The sequence below is a fragment of the Halobacillus litoralis genome, from assembly GCF_020171725.1.
Classification (GTDB): domain Bacteria; phylum Bacillota; class Bacilli; order Bacillales; family Halobacillaceae; genus Halobacillus; species Halobacillus litoralis_F.
On record NZ_JAIVAJ010000008.1, the window covers coordinates 37003 to 55449 of the forward strand.

Here is an 18447-nt window from a genome sequence, read left to right on the forward strand (position 1 = left end):
GCTAAAACATATTAGGAGGAATTTTGTTATGTCTCTAATCGGTAAGCAAGTCGAGCAATTCCAAGCTAAAGCATTCAAAAATGGTGAATTCGTTGATGTAAGCGACGAAAACTTCAAAGGTCAGTGGAGCGTAGTTTGCTTCTACCCTGCAGACTTCTCTTTCGTATGCCCAACTGAACTTGAAGACCTTCAAGCACAGTACGAAGACCTGAAAGCACTAGGTGCAGAAGTATACTCTGTTTCTACAGATACTCACTTCGTACACAAAGGATGGCACGACAGCTCAGAGAAAATTAACAAAATCGAATACACAATGATCGGTGACCCATCTCAGCAGATCTCCCGTAACTTCGATGTACTTGACGAAGAATCTGGCCTTGCTGACCGCGGTACATTCATCATCGACCCAGACGGTGTTGTTCAAACAGTAGAAATCAACGCTGGCGGAATCGGTCGTGACGCAAGCACAATCATCAACAAGATCAAAGCAGCTCAATATGTTCGCCAAAACCCAGGTGAAGTTTGCCCGGCAAAATGGGAAGAAGGTAACGACACATTGACTCCAAGCCTTGATCTAGTAGGTAAAATTTAAGGAGTGTCTATAAATGGTTCTTGATGCACAAATTAAGGAACAATTAAACCAATATCTTCAATTGATGGAAGGTGACATTGTCCTGAAAGTCAGTGCAGGCGAGGACGACGTTTCTAAAGAGATGTCAGCTCTAACGGATGAGCTGGCATCTATGTCATCTAACATCAAAGTTGAGAATGCAGCACTGAAGCGCACACCAAGCTTCAGCGTGAACCGTCCTGGTGAAGAGACGGGCATCACGTTCGCTGGTGTACCTTTAGGTCACGAGTTTACTTCTCTCGTGCTTGCTCTGCTTCAGACAAGTGGGCGCGCGCCTAAGGAAGAAGAAAGCATGATCAACCAGATTCAAGATATTAGTGGCGAATTCCACTTTGAAACGTATGTCAGCTTAAGCTGTCACAACTGCCCGGATGTTGTACAGGCACTGAACTTGATGAGTGTTCTTAACCCGAACATCACGCACACGATGATCGACGGGGCCGCTTTTAAAGAAGAAGCGGAGAAGAACAATGTGATGGCAGTCCCTTCTGTATATCTGAACGGCGAATTCTTTGGTGGCGGTCGTATGACGCTTGCGGAAATCGTAGGCAAAATCAGCGAAGCGCCGAATCCGGAGGAATTCACGAACCGTGACCCATACGAAGTGCTGATCATCGGCGGTGGCCCAGCAGGTGCCAGCGCGGCGATTTATGCAGCGCGTAAGGGAATCCGCACAGGTATTGTAGCGGAGCGTTTCGGTGGTCAGGTCCTTGATACGATGAGTATCGAGAACTTCATCAGTGTAAGACAGACGGAAGGTCCGAAGTTCGTCGCGAACCTTGAAGAGCACGTGAAAGATTACGAAATTGATGTCATGAACCTTCAACGCGTGAAACGCCTGGAGAAGAATGACATGTTCGAAATCGAACTCGACAATGGCGGCACGCTGAAAAGTAAAACCGTCATCGTTTCAACAGGTGCCCGTTGGCGTCAACTTGGTGTCCCTGGAGAAGAAGAATTCAAGAATGCCGGCGTTGCCTACTGCCCTCACTGTGACGGTCCTCTATTCGAAGGAAAAGATGTCGCTGTCATCGGTGGCGGAAACTCCGGTGTCGAAGCAGCCATTGACTTGGCCGGCATTGTGAAGAATGTCACAGTACTTGAATTCGGTGCAGAGTTGAAAGCGGACGACGTCTTGCAGGACCGCTTGAACAGCCTGCCAAACGTCTCTGTACACACGAACGCCCAAACAACAGAAATCACCGGCGACCAGAATGTCAATGGTCTCACGTACATCGACCGTGAAACGGAAGAAGAGAAGCACGTCGAGCTCGACGGCGTCTTCGTCCAAATCGGACTTGTTCCAAACACGGAATGGATGGACGAAACGGTTGAGAAAAACCGTATCGGTGAAGTTGTCGTCGATAAGAAAAACGCGACAAACGTACCTGGCTTGTTTGCCGCAGGAGACTGCACAGACAGCCCGCACAACCAAATCATCATTTCGATGGGTGATGGAGCCAATGCTTCTCTTGGAGCATTCGACTACTTGATCCGTAACTAATGAAAATCCCTCTCCATTTCGGTGGAGAGGGATTTTTTTATACCCTGCGGGGCTGCGACTTTGATTGGGACAGAGGAGTGCGCGTTCATAGGGGTGGTTGTCCCATTATTTTCTTATTGGGACTGATTCGACTGCTGGCTGGTGGCTCCCTGTCCCGATAATCTTTTATTGGGACTACCAGCTCTGCTGACGAAGGGCTCACTGTCCTGATAATCTCTTATTGGGACTATCTCCTGTGCTGACGAATGACTCGCTGTCCCGATTACCTCTTATTGGGACTACCTCCTCTACTGACAGGTGATTCGCTGTCCCAATTCTCTTTTATCGGGACTTCTCCCTCTACTGACAGGGTCCTCCCTGTCTCATTCCATTCAAAGCAAGCGGCGTACGCACATTTCTTTTTTCAAAAAACAAAAAGCCCCTCAATTAGAAGGGCTGATTGGTTAAAACAAGTTCGGGCTCAGCATCTCTGGTAAGTAGAAGGCGACGCCTGGCACGAATGCGATGAGCAAGAGCACGAACAAGACGACAGCGATGTACGGGATCACGGCTTTAAAGGATCGTTCGATCGGCAGCTTTCCTATTTTCGCAGCGAGCAGCAGACATAATCCATACGGTGGCGTAACGAGTCCGACGGCGAGTGTCATGATTGTGACGATTCCGAGAAGTACCGGGCTGATATCGAAGCTCAGGGCGACGGGCAGTACGACTGGAATGAATAGAATCATTGCTGGGATGGCATCCATGAACGTTCCAACAAAAAGGAAGAAGGCGATGATGACAAGCAGGAAGATCCATTTATTCGGGATGTTGTTCGTAAAGAACTGCTCGGCCCAGGAGGACAGTTGATAGTAGCTCATCAGTTCCCCTAGTGCGTTGGCGGCTGCGAGGGCGAACAGTGATAGGGAGCTGAGTGTCAGTGTATCAAATAAGATCTTCGGAAAATCCTTGATCTTCAGCGTTTTGTAGTAGAACATGGCGACAACGATCGTGTACAGGGAAGCGAATGCGGCCGCTTCTGTTGCGGTGAAGATTCCTGTAATGATTCCACCTATAAGAATAATCGGGGTCATCAAAGCAGGTGCCGCGTCTAGAAATTGTTTAAAGAAGTTACTCATTGACGCTTTCTGATAGGTCGGGTAGTTATGTTTCTTCGCTAAAACATACACGATGGTCATCATTCCGAGTCCGACGAGTACGCCTGGTATGATTCCGACCATAAACAGGGCGCCGACGGATACGTTGGTCAGGCCTGCATAGATGATCATCGGAATACTCGGAGGGATGATGACTCCAATCGTTGAAGAAGCGGCGGTGATTCCGACGGCATTCTCGTTATCGTAGCCCTGCTTTTTCATATTCGGGATGAGGATTTTTCCTACACCCGCTGTATCGGCCTGGGAAGCACCTGATACGCCGGCAAACAGCATCGATACGAGAATGTTAGCGTGAGCAAGTCCCCCTTTGATGTGACCTACGATGGAAAGGGCGAAGTTGATCAGCTTCTGTGAAATCTGACCGCTGTTCATCAAGTTGGCGGCAAGGATGAAGAGGGGTACAGCGATCAGGACGAAGGAATCGAGTCCGTTGAACATTTTCACCGGAATCGTGACCGCCGGTGTGTAAGGCAGGTTGAAGATTCCGAGCATAGCGACGATTCCGATGACGAATGCGATCGGGATACCAATGATCATCAAAATGACGAATAAGGCGACGAGTGAAATTCCAATCACTGCTGTACCTCCTTTCCAGAGAAGTGCTTAAGATTTTGTATGATGTGGTTCAAGGTGTAGATGGACATCGTGAGTCCCATAATCGGTACGGCAATCCACACATAGCCCATCTTGAGCTGTGGAATCGATACCCAATTGTAATTCCAGAAATTGATCATCGCTTGTGCACCGAAGACTGTGATGGCTGAACTGAACCCAAGGATGATCACGTCATTGACGAGTGTCAGGCTGCTCTTGCCTTTCCCTTTCAGCTTCTTTAAAAGCAGGTCAAATTGGAAGTGTTCTCTTCGATTAAGCATGACAGATGCTCCCATAAATACAGCCCAAATGAAGGAATAGGTGGCGACTTCCCCTGTCCATATAGCGGAAACTCCTATAAACCTTGTTATGACCTGATAGACGATCGTGATGAAAAAGACGATCAGGAACAGGATGCCAATGGTTGTCTGCGTGCGCTCAAGAAGTCTGATTAACATGTTAAACCTCCTTCTAGAAGATGAAAGGGAAGGACACGAACAGTGTCCGCCCCGTCAACCTCTACTTTTGTTCTCTCACTTGTTCTAATAGATCTGTGAATCCATTCTCTTCCGCTGTTTGGTCTTGAATCGGTTCAGCCAGTTCGATGAAAGGCGCGCGGTCGATTTCATTCACTTCCGCACCATCGTCGATCGCCTGCTGTTTGTATTCTCCCTCTTGTTCATAAAGGACTTCGCGTTCTTTTTTCACAGCGGCATCTGCAGCATCAAGTACAGCTTGCTGCTGTTCTTCTGTATAAGAGTCGAATTTCTTACCGTTTACAAGTAGGAATCTTGTTGTGTAGTCGTGACCTGTTTCCGTGATGTACTTTCCGTTATCCGTCTTGTGGTGGTTCTGCTGTACGAAGTATGGGTACGCATTCTCAGAGGCATCCACTACGCCTTGCTGCAGGGCCTGATACAGTTCACCCCATGCAACAGAGGTTGGAACGGCTCCTGTCTGCTCCCAATAGTTCGCTACGGCACCAGACGTTTGCGTACGGTACTTCAATCCTTGCATACCATCTACAGATTCCAGCGGTTCTTTTCCGTAATAGTGACGAACACCTGCTGTCCAGTAGCCCAGCACTTTGAAGTCATTATTGGACTTCTCGTTGATGATGTCAGCCATTTCGCTTCCGACTTCCCCGTCTACGACTGTTTCCCAGTGGTCATAGCTGTCGAATACGTAAGGAAGGGCGAATAGTTCGATTTCTTTGATTCCTGTCTTAGACATGAAGCCTGGGGATACAAGAACGACGTCCGCCGCACCGAGCTTCAGCTTCTCAACAAGCTCTGATTCACTCGTCCCAAGTGTTCCAGCATGGACTTCCACTTCAATGTCCTCATTCTGCTCAGCGACTTTCTTGAATTCTTCCATCCCGAATTGATAAGGGTTTTCTGGTGACGTCTGGTTATGAGCGGCAATGATCTTCATCTTTCCATCTTCTCCTGAAGCACCGGCTCCATTTCCACCACAACCTGCGAGAATCATCATCGAAGCTAGTAATAGGAAGGCAGCAAACGTAAAGGTTTTTTTCATAATGGAATTCCTCCTTTTAATTTGAAGACGCTTACATTTATTACAAAATAGTTTGAAGCTCTTGAACTTTGGTCATATATTTAGTGGCTTCTTCTTTCAAACGTTGAAAATCTTCTCTCGTGTGAAGCAACTTAGGATTCACAAGCTGACTTCCCACACCGACGGCATCGGCACCATGATGGATGTAGTCCATCATATTGGCGAGGTTCACGCCGCCCGTCGCCATGACGGAGACTTGAGGCAGAGGTCCTTTGATGCTCTTGATGTGCTCAGGACCGAGACTCGAAGCCGGGAAAAGCTTCACCATCTGCGCGCCCGTTTCATAGGCCTGCACCATTTCAGTAGGGGTGAATACGCCAGGAATGTACGGCACTCCGTAACGGTTACAGAGCTTGACGGTCGCTTCATCAAGTACTGGTGATACGATGAACGATGCGCCTGCCATGATCAGACTTCTCGCAGTCTCTGAATCGAGCACCGTCCCTGCCCCGATCATCATCCGGTCGCCCCATTCTTTATTCAGGTCCCCGATCAGCTGTTCAATGCCCGCTGTTTCTGCTGTCAACTCGACGGTACGTATGCCGCCTTCATACAGCGCTTCCATAATGGATCCGATGGTTGCGGGATCCGCTTGACGAATGACTGGAATGACTTTCGAATTCTTTACGTCTTGATAGGTGTGCATCTCTCTCGCCTCCTTATTCCATATTTGCGTGGTTGGCTGTCATCTCATCATGGGTCAGAGATGAGCCGTGCTGAAGGGTGTAAATGATGATGGCATCCAGTAAAAGGTGGACCGTTTGGTCGAACTGGTTTCCAAGTGGCTGAATCGTTTCCGGCTCGTGCGCCAGTCGTTTTTTTGTTGCGGCAGGAACCTGAATGTGAACATCGCTCTCCCTGCCTATCGGAGAATCCGGGTTCGTTGTCACCAGCGCTACGCGGCTTGACGCTTTCTTCGCACTCTCCACTTGATGCAGGATCGAAGTGGTCGTGCCGGATCCAGAGATGGCGAGCAATAAATCGCCTTCTGCAATGCTTGGTGTAATCGTTTCGCCTGTAACGTAAACATCGAAGCCTCCGTGCATCAGCCTCATCGCGGCTGCTTTCCCCATAAATCCAGAACGTCCTTCTCCTGTAACAAAAATGCGCTTCGCTTTGAGCAGCTCTTTAGATAAGTCGGTCGCCTCTTGTTCCGAAATCTGACTCAATACATGGTCGATTTCACGAACGACGGTCTGCATGGTCTCTTTCATAGCTTGTCATCACTCCTTTCAATTTGGCAGCTTGTTGTTGTGGGTCATCACTCTTCGTGATGCCGCTTCCCACGATGAGCGTGTCAGGTTGATGCTTTAACACATCAGGCAGCGTCTCGAGCGTCAGCCCGCCGGCAACCGCCACATCGAGATCCGGGAAGTCGCGGACAATCGAGAACATCCCGACGTCCATCCCAGCCTTTTGCTGCATATCCTTGCCGAAGTGGAGGCTGACGAGATCGACGTTTAACGCAACCAGTTCAGCCACGCGTTCTTTTGAAAAAACGCCGAGCAGATCGACCATCACGCGGCCACCATAACCCTCGGCTACCTCCTGCATATCGATGATCGTCTGGTCTGCTGCAAAGGCCATCACGGTTGTAATGTCGGCTCCCGCTTCGAACACCTGGCGTGCTTCGTGGGCACCTGCATCACACGTTTTCATATCCGCAACAATCGTTTTGTCGGGGTATTTTTTTCGGATAGAACGAACGATGTCCATTCCATACTCTTTGATTACTCCTGTACCGATTTCAATCCAATCGATTGATGGATCGACACTTGCGAGGATTCGATCACATTCCTCCTCCGTCAACCGGTCCAATGCCACTTGCAGATTCATAGCGGGTCACCTTTACCTTTCTACGAATTCTTTTTCACCGAGGCGGATCAATACTTCATCAAGCTCTGGGAGTCCTTCGTTGTCTCCGTTGACACTTACGACCATCGAGCCGATCGTATTGGCGAATTCGAGTGTCCGTTTCAGTCCCCATCCTTGAAGAATACCGAAGACGAACCCTGCATCGAAGCCATCTCCTGCTCCGACAGTATCGACGACTTTCTCCGGCGGTTTGGCCGGGGCTTCGATCGTCGAGCGGCCGTCATAGCCGATTGCTCCGTCTTCTCCGCGCTTAATGGCGATCATTGAAATGCCGTAACGTTTAAAAGCTTCGATGATGGCGCGGGGCTCTCGTTCGCCAATCAGCAGGTCCGCTTCATCCAACCCTGTTAAGATCAGATCCACGTAAGGAAGCAGTTCCAAAATCCCTTTCCGCGCTTCCTCTTTGCTCCACAGCTTCAAGCGGATATTCGGGTCGAAGGAGATCAAGGCACCATGATCCTTCGCAATCGTAATCGCACGTTTCAAAAGTGGAATGTTTTTCTTCGGGTCGATGGCTGCGAACACGCCTGTGATGTGCAGGACTCTCGTGTTGCGGAGCAGCTGCTCATCGAGGGTCTGCTCCGTCAACGCTTCTGTCGGTGACGGGAAGCGGTAATAGAATGTACTTCCTTCTCCACTCTCGCGGACTTCCTTGAAGTTCAACGACGTGCTGTACTGATCCAGCAGCTCGACGCCTGTGAGGTCTACTCCCTCTCCTCTCGCGAAATTGCGGATGTATTTTCCGAATTCATCGTGCCCGAGGCGGCTGATCCACCCTGTCCGCAGTCCGAGGCGTGCGCTTCCGATAGCAAAGTTGAACTCCGCCCCACCTGCGCTTCTTTCAAAAGATGAAGAGAATCTGAGTGGTCCTTTGTGAGATGGATTAAATGTAATCATCGCATCTCCGATCGTGATGACATCGAACATCCTTCCCCCTCCTTTTTATACTGAGTCTCGAACCATCAAAGTAGGTTGGAACCTCACTTCATGGTCTGGCAGATCGAATGATTTTTTTACAATCTTCTTTAATAAAATTTCAGCTGACATTTTGCCCATCTTGAATGTGGGCTGTGCCACTGTAGTAATCGCTGGTGTATAGAAGCTGGCATAGGGTACGTCATCGATGCCGATTAAAGCCAGATCCTCAGGTATCGACAGTTGATGCTGCTTCACATATTTCAGGACTTCAGTCAGAACTAGGTCGTTCCCTGCAAGAATCGCTTCAGGACGCTCCGGCTGTTGAAGCAGATCGTGCAAGGAAGCTTGGATGTCTTCCTTGGAAGCACTTCGGATGAACTGTTCGTTTGCTTGTAACCCATGCTTCTCAAGCGCCTTCTCAAATCCGTTCAGCCTCTCCTGCCTCGGTGTGATGTGCTTCAGAATCGAAGTCGTGATCAGGCCGAATTTCCGGTAGCCTTTTTCTACAAAATGATCGACGGCAAGCATCGAAGCAAGCTCATTCTCAAGCAGGATGGCCGGCAGTTGAATATCCGGGAACCATCGATCCAGCAGAATGATCGGGTAATCTTCTTCGACCATCTTTCTGTAAAGATCTCGGTTGTTACCTGTCGGGAAAACGATCAGGCCATCCACCTGCTTGGCGCGAAGCATTTCAATGTACCGCTTCTCTTTGTCCGGGTCGTCGTCGGCATTACATACGATGGTATGGAAGCCTTCTTCATTGCAGACATCCTCAATCGCCCGGCTCACCTCTGTAGAGAAGGTGTGCAGAATGTTGGCTACAATCACGCCGATGGTTTTCGTGGATTTCTGCTTCAAGCTTCTCGCTACGGCGTTTGGTTGATATCCTAATTCTTCAATCGCAGCTTTGACTTTGTCTTTTGTCGCCTTGCCCATGTAGTCATAGCGTTCATTCAAATACTGTGAAACGGTACTCTTGGAAACGCCGGCATGAGCCGCGACATCTGCGATGGTTATTTTTTTCATAGTCATTTCTCCAATAAATTGAATTACTAAACCGATTTAGTAAATCGATTTAGTTAAATTAAAACATGATGTAAGCGCTTTTTCAACACTTATTTGAAAATTAACTGAAAAATTGTCTGAAAATACGTACGATGTGAAACAATTTTCGCGCTGTATCGTATTAATAGATAGGGGTTTAAACCGGTACTATCATGAAGGTTGCCTGTACATAAAAAAACCGGCATGCCTCAGCACGCCAGTCAGGACCCTCTCGGATATAACAAATCTGCAGTTTGAGGGTCAATTGTTCTGAGCGGTCCACGAATAGCACCAAAGAGTCCTTCGAAGTCAGGAAGATCCTCATCAATATAGAAGGCGACATTTTGATAGATTTTCAATATTGCTTTCAATTGCTGTTGATCCTTCTGCGTCATGGTGAAATCTTCATTGAACAAAAAGTCTTCGCTCATGTAGTCAATCGTTCTATTGACGTTGTGCAAAATATGTACCATTTTACTTCTGTTTGTACTTTGGGTGCTGTCTTCAAATGTCGTGATGCTGGAAAGGGTCGCATTCATATTCGTTTGATAAAAATTCACCTTCGACCAATATTTCGCGAGTGTTTCCAGGTCAGGATTCTCTCTTTCAGATATCTCAATGAATTGTTCGAGAGGTGTGGCTATGTCATCGCCATGGACCCCGACCATCATTACCCGATTTTCATTCGAACTTTCCATCCGATTGACTAGATTCGTGTGCTGCACGTGTACATAAACGCTGTAAATCAAGACCGCCAAGGATAGAATCGCGACCGGTATGGTCATTTTCGTCATTCTCATACTTGTCCCCCCTGCTCTCCTATTACGAAAATGATTATATCATTTTGCCGAGCAATATAAGTGGTTACCCTGTCGTTTCTTACGATTTTTGGTAGAATGTTGTTAATATGTAAAATGGATCGAGTTAAATGTGCCAACTAGAATGCCAGAGTAAAAAAGGATGAAATACATGAACAACACAGCAAACAGCCGAATTCCATCAGACCTTATTCTAGTTCTTCTATTCTTCATGGCCGTCAGCATCGCGGCCCTCTACAACATGGAACAGTTCACGCAGGCCAGCGACAATTATGCCTTTAAGCAAGGGGTATGGTACGCCGTTGGTACGATGCTCGTCATTGGTGTACGTTTCTTCGATCTGCATCAATTGTATAAGTTGAGCCTTCCCGCCTACCTGTTCGGGTTGGTCGTACTAGCGGTCCTGCTTGTCGTTGCCCAACCTATAAATGGCGCGAAAAGCTGGTTTACCCTGCCAGGAATGACACTGCAGCCTTCGGAATTCACGAAAATCACCACGATTATGTATCTGTCCGCTGTCATCGTGAACCACAAGAATAAATACGAAAAGCGCAAGTTCATGACCGACCTTTTATTACTGTTCAAATTAATCGGCGTGATCGCGCTGCCCGTCGCACTCATTATGCAGCAGCCGGACTTCGGAACCTCTGTCGTCTATTTGGTCATTCTCGGAGCGGCTGTCATTTTCTCAGGGATCAACTGGAAGCTCATTTCCCTGACCGCTGTCCTCTTTGGAGGGATTGCGGCTGGCCTTGGGTTTGTAGCGGTTCAGTACACAGAGTTTGCCACAGAAAACCTGCCGATTGATAAATACCAAGTCGACCGGCTCGAAACATGGATTCTTGGGGAGGAACAGCAGGCCGACGAGAGTTATCAGGTTTCGAAATCGCTTGTCGCCATCGGCTCAGGCCAGCTTTTTGGAAAAGGAATCGGAGATCTTGAAGTGTACATACCTGAGGCCCAAACCGACTTCATCTTCGCCATCATAGGAGAAAGTTTCGGATTTGTCGGGTGTTCGATCCTCATTCTCGTCTACTTCTATCTCATCTATCGACTGATGACACTGGGATTGCTCGTGCACAAGGTGGACCCGTTCGGTGCCTACTTCTGTTTCGGCTTCCTTATCATGCTTTCCGTCCATGCTTTTCAGAATATCGGGATGACGATCGGCGTGATGCCCATCACCGGAATTCCGCTGCTTCTGATCAGCTACGGAGGAAGCTCAGTCCTTGCGACGATGCTTGGAATGGGCGTTGTGTACAGGGTTTACGAGGAGTATTTAAGGTCTAAAGAGCGGATGTTTTAGCGTCTGAAAAGGAGTGAGAACATGCAGCCACTTGCTGGAACGGTTGAAAGGTTGATCGCACTGATCATTGACAACGTCATCTTAGCAACGACTGTTTTTATTATCATTAACCTATTCTCAATTGATTTTTCCCCAGTGTATCCAAATACTTACGGGTATCTCTTGGACATCGCCTACTTCATGACCCTGCCCGCTCTCTGGGGTGGTTTCACCTTGGCGAAAAAAGCAGCGAATATCCGTATTGTGAAGGTCTCCGGGGAAAAGGTCGGTTGGTCGAACATGATCGGCCGCATCATTGGAGGCGGACTGGTCTATGCTTTATCCTTCGGCGTTGCGGCGATTGCGAGTTTCTTCATGGTTATCTTCCGGGAGGATAAGCGAGCTGTTCACGACCTGATTGGGGGAACAAAAGTCGTGAAGGTCCCTGATCTCAGGAAGCCATAGGACCAGTTTAGTTCAAAAAGAAAGGTCCACCCCGGCTTGGGATGGACCTTCTTTTTTTAGTTAGGAAGAGGAGCATCAGCAGAGATAAAGCCCCGGTCGACGAGCTCCGCCCAGAAATCACGCGGGATCTCTTTTTGAATCATTTCCAAATCCTCTTTAATTCGATCCGGTCTTGTAGATCCTGGAATGACAGACTTCACAGCAGGATGAGCCGTGGAAAATTGCAGAGCAGCAGCTTTCAAACTAACCCCATACTTGTCCGCAATTTCTTTCAGTTGGTTCACCCGTCCGATGATCTCAGAGTCAGCTGGAGCGTAGTTGTAATGATCTCCGCCAAAGAGGACTCCTGAGTTATAAGGACTTCCGATGACAAGGTCGACGCCTTGTTTTTCCGCGGTCGGCATCAGACGCTGAAGCGCACGTTCGTGCTGCAGGAGGGTGTACTGCGTAGCAGACAAGCTGATATCAGGACGATTTTCCTCAAGCTCCATAGCCAGTTCAATCGGTTCGGTCGTATTGACGCCGAGTCCCCACGATTTGATGACTCCTTCCTCACGAAGCTGGGAGAGAACGCGGAATGCTCCTGTTCTCGCTTCCTCGAACTTGGAGATCCATTCGTCACCATGAAAATCAGGAGACACATCATGCACGAATACGATGTCGAGACGATCTGTTTTCAGACGCTCCAAGCTCTGCTCAATCGATCGCTTTGTCGCATCCTCTGTATAATCGGTGATGACTTTATTGTCGCGTGCATGGGAAAAGAGCCCTTCTTTCTCCTCTTTTTCATCCGTGACATACCGGCCGACTTTCGTGCTGAGTACGTACTCGTCCCGGTCATACTGCGACAATACGTTCCCAAGGCGCATCTCCGCAAGCCCCGCCCCGTAAAAAGGAGCTGTATCAAAGTAGCGGACGCCTTGATCCCAAGCGGTCTGGATCGTTTGTCTCGCCTCATCTTCCGGAACCTCTCTGAACATATTCCCAAGCGGAGCTGTGCCGAGCCCCACTCTATGTTTAAGCGCATCTTGTAACGACTTCATCATGCTCACCTTCCCTTTCATAGAATCTACCACTGTATAGCCAGTTACAGGAAAAACAAAACATCAGGATCATGGTGGCAGGACGATTGTTTTGGCTTTTCCTCCAGGCATATGAGGAATATCTATTTATTCTACCTTTTGAATGCTTCCACTCGGCAAAACGTCGCTTATATTCGTTTTATCTACCTTTCGACCGTTTCCACTCGGCAGAACGTCGCTTATATTCGTTTTATCTACCTTTCGACCGTTTCCGCTTCCCAAAACGTCGCTTATATTCGTTTTATGTACCTTTCGACCACTTCCGCTTCCCAAAACGTCGTTTATATTCTTTTATTCTACCTTTTGACCACTTCAGCGCACCAAAACGTCGCTTATATTCTTTTATTCTACCTTTTGACCGCTTCCACTCACCAGAACGTCCTTTATATTCTTTTATTCTACCTTTTGACCACTTCAGCGCACCAAAACGTTGTTTATCAGACTTTGTCACGCCGCTGCACACAAAAAAACAGCGACACACATCATGTCGCTGTTTCTGTTTACTGCATGCTATAGAGTTTTCCTGATGAATCCTGGCTATCCAACCCCAAGGCTTTGGCGGTGGATTCTTCGAGTTCTTTCATCAGATCTGGATTTTCTGATAAGGACAGTCCGTATGACGGGACCATTTCCTTGATTTTGTCTTCCCACGACTCGATGTGGTCCGGGAAGCATTTTTCCATCAGCTCGAGCATGATGGACACGGCCGTTGAGGCTCCTGGGGATGCGCCGAGTAAGGCAGCAAGCGTTCCGTCTTCTGAGGAAACGACTTCGGTTCCGAAACGGAGTGTGCCTTTACCTTCTTCTGTGTCTTTAATGATTTGAACACGTTGGCCGGCTACGACGAGCTCCCAGTCTTCGTCTTTGGCTTGCGGGACGAATTGTCTGAGCTCTTCCATTCGCTGCTCCTTCGAAAGCATGAGCTGTTGGAGCAGATACTTGGTCAACGAAGCGTTCTTCAGTCCACTTGCCGACATGGTGACCAGGTTATCTTTTTTCACAGAAGTGAATAGATCGGCATTCGATCCGGTCTTCAGGAACTTCGGAGAGAAGCCTGCAAATGGACCGAACAGCAGGGTTTCTTTATTTTCAATAAATCTTCTGTCGAGGTGCGGGACGGACATAGGTGGTGCGCCCACTGGGGCTTTGCTGTACACCTTGGCGCCGTGGCCTGCCACGACATCCGGCTGATCGCACACCAAAAACAGACCACTGACTGGGAAGCCGCCGATTCCGCGACTTTCCGGGATTCGTGATTTCTGCAGCAGATGTAGGCTTCCGCCGCCGCTGCCAACAAAGACGAACTTTGTTTTATGATGTTCGATGGTACCGTTTTCAAAATTCTTTACCTTCACTTCCCATGAATCGTCGTCCTGGCGCTCGACGTCGTACACTTCACTTTGGTACTGAACGTCTACGTCACTTTGCTCCAAATGGTTCATGAGGAGGCGCGTCAGTTCGCCGAAGTTCACGTCGGTGCCTGCATTGACTTTCGTTGCCGCAACCGGCTGATTCGGATCGCGTTCTTCCATCATGAGTGGCATCCACTCTTTTAACGTATCGTATTGATCGGTAAATTCCATGCCTCTGAACAGTGGGTTCTTCACCATCGCTTCGAAACGATTGCTCAAGAAGTCGATATCACGTTCTCCGCGGACAAAACTGATATGCGGAAGCGGTGTGATGAAGTTCCGTGGCTGATCGATGACATTTTTGGCAGCTAAATAGGACCAGAACTGCTGGGACACACGATACTTCTCATTGATATCGACGGCTTTGCTGATATCAACGGAACCGTCTTCCTGCTGCTTTGTGTAATTTAATTCACATAAAGCCGCATGCCCTGTTCCGGCGTTGTTCCACTCGTTCGAGCTTTCCTTCCCTGCGCTGTCGAGCTTTTCAAATACTTTAATGTTCCATTCAGGAGCCAGTTCTTTCAGCATCGTACCGAGAGTAGCGCTCATGACTCCGGCTCCGATTAAAATGACGTCTGTTTCGATATGGTCTTTGTTCATATCTTTTCATACTCCCCGTTTTGGTTTACTTTTTATAATTTTCCGTAATTTCAGTGTATCATTATGAGAAGGATATGAAAACGGTTAGATGGGCGTGCATTTACAAATTTTTTCAATATTTATTTATCATGCCCAACAAAATCGTCTATGAAGAAGTTCATCATATATGAAGAAAGAGCAGCACCTTGAAACGGCTCTTTCTTAGTATTTCTCACATAGCGGAAAAAAAGACGACACCGTATGAGTGCCGCCCTTCTTTATTGTTATCAAACCTCTATTTACTGAAATACGATTCGATCGCTTCCATCGCCTGCTGTCGATCTTTCCCTTTACTTTCTAAAAGAATGACATCTCCATTTTTCAACTGAAGATTGATGAGTCCTAAAATACTCTTCAGGTTGATCTCATACCAGCTACCCTGCACATCTTTTTTTATCAAGATTTCTGCATCATAGCTCTGAACGATCCCTGAAAGTTCTACAATCGTTTGATTCTCATCAAGATGTACGGTGACGTTTTTTTGAATGGCTTCCATTTCATGACCTCCTGGATTTCTTATAATATGATCGACAACATAATAGGTATGGTGACGATACTAAAGAGCGTCGTGACTAAGGTGATGCTTGAGACAAGGTCTGGTTTCGACTTGAACTGTACGGCAAAGATCGTCGTTGTCGCTGCTGACGGCATCGCTGCTGAGACGATGAGCACACTTGCCATGAGTGGACTCATAGGCAGGATGAGCGTCAACAGGAAGGCAATGAGTGGTGAAATGATCAGTCGGACACTTGTTGCGTATGTAATTTTCGACCACTCAAATTGCTTCATCTTAATGTCAGCAAGCTGCATTCCGAGCACGACCATGACCATCGGAATCGTTGCTTGAGCCAACAAGCTCACACTGTTCATCAAGTTAGCCGGCATCGGTATTTCTGCTACATTCATGATTAAAGCGACCAGTACAGCATAGGTCGGGGGCATCTTAAGTACAGCAGTGATGGCCATTTTCAAGCCTGCATTCCCTCTGGCTGCATAGTACACGCCAAAGAAATTCATGATGATCGCCTGTAGAACGAGGAAGGAAACAGAGTACACGAATCCCTCTTCACCGAAGGCGAATAGAATGATCGGCGCTCCATAATTTCCGGAGTTCATAAAGGCTGTTGAAAGGATGAGACCACTTTCCATGCTGGTATCATATTTCTTCACCTTTGCGACAATTTTATTGATGATCAGGATACTGGCGAGAAGAAGTCCTGAGAAAATGATCATCATGACGTACTCCCCGTTCAAATCTGCTTCGTAAAACGTTTCGAAGACCAGACAGGGAAGCATGACATAAAGAGCGATTGTTGAAATGGATTTGATATCGAGCTTTGCGATTTTTTGAATGATGAATCCCGCACCGAAGATGAGCAATACGGGAAACACGACTTGAATAAATACAGCCATGGTATTCCCTTCCTTTTAACAAGAGTAAGTGGTAGACCCGAACATCGCTGACTCGAGTTACACACAAGAGAGAGTGACTTAAAGTCATGAAAAACCCCTTGCGTTAAGCAAGGGATTCATGAGGGACATTTCAGAACATGTTATTCCGTGAAGCCGATCAACCATAGGGACAGCTCAGGAATGAACGTAATCATTAACAAAGCAAAGATCATAGCAAGGAAGTACGGAATGATCGCTTTGGAAAGCTTTTCGATTGAAAGACCGGATATTCCGGAACCTACGAACAAGTTTACGCCAAGTGGCGGTGTAATAAATCCAATAGCCAAGTTAACGACCATGATAATACCGAAGTGGATCGGATCATATCCGAGGTTCGTTGCGATCGGTAGAAGGATCGGTGTCAAGATGATAATGGCTGCCAGCGTATCCATGAAACAACCTACGACGAGTAGTAATAGAGTAATCAATAGAATAATTACAATCTGATTCTCAGAAATAGAGAGTAAGAAATTAGCTACTTGAGTAGGGATTTGTTCAATTGTAAGTAAGCGACCGAAAGCAGTTGCAGAACCGACAATGATCAATACCGTAGCCGTCGTTAGTGCTGAATCAGCAATGACTTTCGGAAGGTCTTTGATCTTCAACTCACGGTACAATAGCAAACCAGCAATTAAGCCGTAAACAACAGCGATAACAGCAGCTTCTGTAGGTGTGAAGATTCCTCCATAAATCCCGCCAAGAATAATGACAGGAATCACGAGGGCCCACTTAGCCTCCCAGAAGGTACGGCCGACATCTGCCAAGGAGACCTTACTATCAGATCCCTTGTAGTTGTTTTTCTTAGAATAGATATAAGCCCATGTCATTAAGGCAGCTCCGACAAGTAGTCCAGGAATAATACCTGCGATGAACATGTTACCGATAGAAGCACTGCCGACAACTCCGTAAATAACCATCGGAATACTCGGAGGAATGATAACCCCGATAGAGCCTGCGGCTGCAACAGTTGCCGTTGCGAACTTTTTATCATAACCCTGCTTGACCATCGCTGGAATCATGATCCCACCAATCGCCGCAACAGTTGCGGGTCCTGAACCTGAAATGGCTGCGAAGAACATACAAGTAACAATCGTCGCCATGGCAAACCCACCCGTTTTGTTACCTACGAGTGCATTCGCAAAGTTGAATAACCTTTCAGAGATTCCACCCTTACCCATGATTTCACCGGCAAGAATGAAGAATGGTACGGCCATGAGCGGGAATGAATCAACAGCTGTGACAAGCTCTTTCATCAAGAATTCAATTGGAATCGTTCCCGAATAAAAGATCGTGACCATTGTAGCTAAACCTAAGGAGATTCCGATAGGGACACTGAGAAGCAAGAGGATAGCAAACGATCCAAATAGTACGATAGATGTCATGATTCATCCTCCCCTTCCTGCTTGTGCAAACGATCGCGCTCATTTTCTACATCAAGTGGCTGTTTTCCGGTCAACATCTTAAATTGTGTAATCAAATTTTGTACTAATCGGATGGATGTCAGTCCAAATCCAATCGGTGTCGCCATATAGACAAGTCCCATTGGGATATGAAGAGCAGGAGACTGTTGGCCGAAGCTTAGCAGCTGGCTGGCAATTCCATACCCTTTTACTACGACATACAGACTGAAAACTAAGAATAATAGATTGGCAAGAATGGAAAGGGCGAGTTTCCCTTTTCCTTTCAGCAAGAGCAGCATGACGTCTACTTTAATATGACGCTGCTTTTTCACTCCATAGCTGATTCCGATATAGACCAGCCAAATAAAACAATAACGGGCAAGTTCCTCCGACCAGGACAACGAGTTTCCTGATACACGCATTACCACTTGAAGAAAAATCACACTTACCATAACACTTGAGAATAGAACGAGTAATACTTCTTCAAGTCTACGATCGATCGCTCGTACGATGTTCATAATGTCACCTCAGCACACTTTCAAATTATGTAGAAAGACGTTGCGGGAAAACCCCGCAACGTTACTTCC

At 47.4% G+C, this 18447-nt stretch carries 20 protein-coding genes; 4 read left to right on the forward strand and 16 right to left on the reverse strand.

The features are described from left to right. Nucleotides 1-28: 28 nt before the first annotated feature. Both ahpC and ahpF read left to right on the forward strand, forming a co-directional pair. The gene (gene ahpC, locus LCM20_RS16190) at nucleotides 29-592 is read left to right on the forward strand and encodes an alkyl hydroperoxide reductase subunit C (RefSeq protein WP_079477601.1); all 564 of its coding nucleotides are present in this window, start codon (nucleotides 29-31) and stop codon (nucleotides 590-592) included. 13 nt (nucleotides 593-605) lie between these two features. Beyond that, complete coding sequence (ahpF, locus tag LCM20_RS16195; protein WP_225196538.1) at nucleotides 606-2135, forward strand: alkyl hydroperoxide reductase subunit F; 1530 nt, start codon at nucleotides 606-608, stop codon at nucleotides 2133-2135. Nucleotides 2136-2578: 443 nt separating this feature from the next. Here ahpF and LCM20_RS16200 read toward each other — a convergent pair whose 3' ends face one another. From LCM20_RS16200 to LCM20_RS16240, 9 genes are all read right to left on the reverse strand, one after another. Then, nucleotides 2579-3868: a TRAP transporter large permease gene (locus LCM20_RS16200; RefSeq protein WP_225196539.1), complete on the reverse strand. Its 1290-nt coding sequence runs from the start codon at nucleotides 3866-3868 to the stop codon at nucleotides 2579-2581. Further along, nucleotides 3865-4344, reverse strand: coding sequence for a TRAP transporter small permease (locus tag LCM20_RS16205; RefSeq protein ID WP_225196540.1), 480 nt, complete (start codon nucleotides 4342-4344; stop codon nucleotides 3865-3867). The genes LCM20_RS16200 and LCM20_RS16205 overlap by 4 nt, the downstream gene beginning before the upstream one ends. A gap of 61 nt (nucleotides 4345-4405) precedes the next feature. Beyond that, a complete protein-coding gene (locus tag LCM20_RS16210) occupies nucleotides 4406-5425 on the reverse strand; it encodes a TRAP transporter substrate-binding protein (protein ID WP_225196541.1) in 1020 nt (339 codons plus the stop codon). Nucleotides 5426-5465: 40 nt separating this feature from the next. Next, nucleotides 5466-6110: a bifunctional 4-hydroxy-2-oxoglutarate aldolase/2-dehydro-3-deoxy-phosphogluconate aldolase gene (locus tag LCM20_RS16215; protein ID WP_225196542.1), complete on the reverse strand. Its 645-nt coding sequence runs from the start codon at nucleotides 6108-6110 to the stop codon at nucleotides 5466-5468. Between the two features lie 13 nt (nucleotides 6111-6123). After that, nucleotides 6124-6678, reverse strand: coding sequence for a 6-phospho-3-hexuloisomerase (gene hxlB, locus LCM20_RS16220; protein WP_225196543.1), 555 nt, complete (start codon nucleotides 6676-6678; stop codon nucleotides 6124-6126). After that, entirely contained in the window at nucleotides 6647-7300 is a 654-nt protein-coding gene (hxlA, locus tag LCM20_RS16225) for a 3-hexulose-6-phosphate synthase (protein ID WP_225196544.1), read from the reverse strand. The genes hxlB and hxlA overlap by 32 nt, the downstream gene beginning before the upstream one ends. 12 nt (nucleotides 7301-7312) lie before the next feature. Continuing rightward, nucleotides 7313-8266: a sugar kinase gene (locus LCM20_RS16230; protein WP_225196545.1), complete on the reverse strand. Its 954-nt coding sequence runs from the start codon at nucleotides 8264-8266 to the stop codon at nucleotides 7313-7315. Nucleotides 8267-8281: 15 nt separating this feature from the next. Further along, a complete protein-coding gene (locus tag LCM20_RS16235) occupies nucleotides 8282-9286 on the reverse strand; it encodes a LacI family DNA-binding transcriptional regulator (protein WP_225196546.1) in 1005 nt (334 codons plus the stop codon). Nucleotides 9287-9525: 239 nt separating this feature from the next. Then, complete coding sequence (locus LCM20_RS16240) at nucleotides 9526-10104, reverse strand: hypothetical protein (protein WP_225196547.1); 579 nt, start codon at nucleotides 10102-10104, stop codon at nucleotides 9526-9528. Between the two features lie 169 nt (nucleotides 10105-10273). Between LCM20_RS16240 and LCM20_RS16245 the strand changes: the two genes are divergently transcribed. Further along, nucleotides 10274-11428 (forward strand): FtsW/RodA/SpoVE family cell cycle protein, encoded by a 1155-nt coding sequence (locus LCM20_RS16245; RefSeq protein ID WP_225196548.1) that lies wholly within the window; start codon nucleotides 10274-10276, stop codon nucleotides 11426-11428. 21 nt (nucleotides 11429-11449) lie between these two features. Beyond that, nucleotides 11450-11872, forward strand: a complete 423-nt coding sequence (locus LCM20_RS16250; protein WP_225196549.1) for an RDD family protein — start codon at nucleotides 11450-11452, stop codon at nucleotides 11870-11872. A gap of 56 nt (nucleotides 11873-11928) precedes the next feature. Here the strand turns inward: LCM20_RS16250 and LCM20_RS16255 are convergent, their stop codons facing one another. The 7 genes from LCM20_RS16255 to LCM20_RS16285 all read right to left on the reverse strand — a co-directional run bounded on the left by LCM20_RS16255 (nucleotide 11929) and on the right by LCM20_RS16285 (nucleotide 18378). Then, on the reverse strand, nucleotides 11929-12915 hold the full coding sequence (locus tag LCM20_RS16255; protein ID WP_225196550.1) for an aldo/keto reductase: 987 nt from the start codon (nucleotides 12913-12915) through the stop codon (nucleotides 11929-11931). Between the two features lie 280 nt (nucleotides 12916-13195). Continuing rightward, nucleotides 13196-13405 carry a hypothetical protein gene (locus tag LCM20_RS16260; RefSeq protein WP_225196551.1) on the reverse strand — a complete coding sequence of 70 codons (210 nt, stop codon included), beginning with the start codon at nucleotides 13403-13405 and terminating at the stop codon, nucleotides 13196-13198. Nucleotides 13406-13454: 49 nt separating this feature from the next. Continuing rightward, entirely contained in the window at nucleotides 13455-14969 is a 1515-nt protein-coding gene (gene mqo, locus LCM20_RS16265) for a malate dehydrogenase (quinone) (RefSeq protein ID WP_225196552.1), read from the reverse strand. 274 nt (nucleotides 14970-15243) lie between these two features. Then, entirely contained in the window at nucleotides 15244-15504 is a 261-nt protein-coding gene (locus LCM20_RS16270) for an HPr family phosphocarrier protein (RefSeq protein ID WP_225196553.1), read from the reverse strand. A gap of 20 nt (nucleotides 15505-15524) precedes the next feature. Continuing rightward, a complete protein-coding gene (locus LCM20_RS16275) occupies nucleotides 15525-16421 on the reverse strand; it encodes an AEC family transporter (RefSeq protein ID WP_225196554.1) in 897 nt (298 codons plus the stop codon). Between the two features lie 140 nt (nucleotides 16422-16561). Then, the gene (locus tag LCM20_RS16280; RefSeq protein WP_225196555.1) at nucleotides 16562-17842 is read right to left on the reverse strand and encodes a TRAP transporter large permease; all 1281 of its coding nucleotides are present in this window, start codon (nucleotides 17840-17842) and stop codon (nucleotides 16562-16564) included. Then, nucleotides 17839-18378: a TRAP transporter small permease gene (locus LCM20_RS16285; protein ID WP_225196556.1), complete on the reverse strand. Its 540-nt coding sequence runs from the start codon at nucleotides 18376-18378 to the stop codon at nucleotides 17839-17841. The genes LCM20_RS16280 and LCM20_RS16285 overlap by 4 nt, the downstream gene beginning before the upstream one ends. Nucleotides 18379-18447 lie beyond the last annotated feature (69 nt).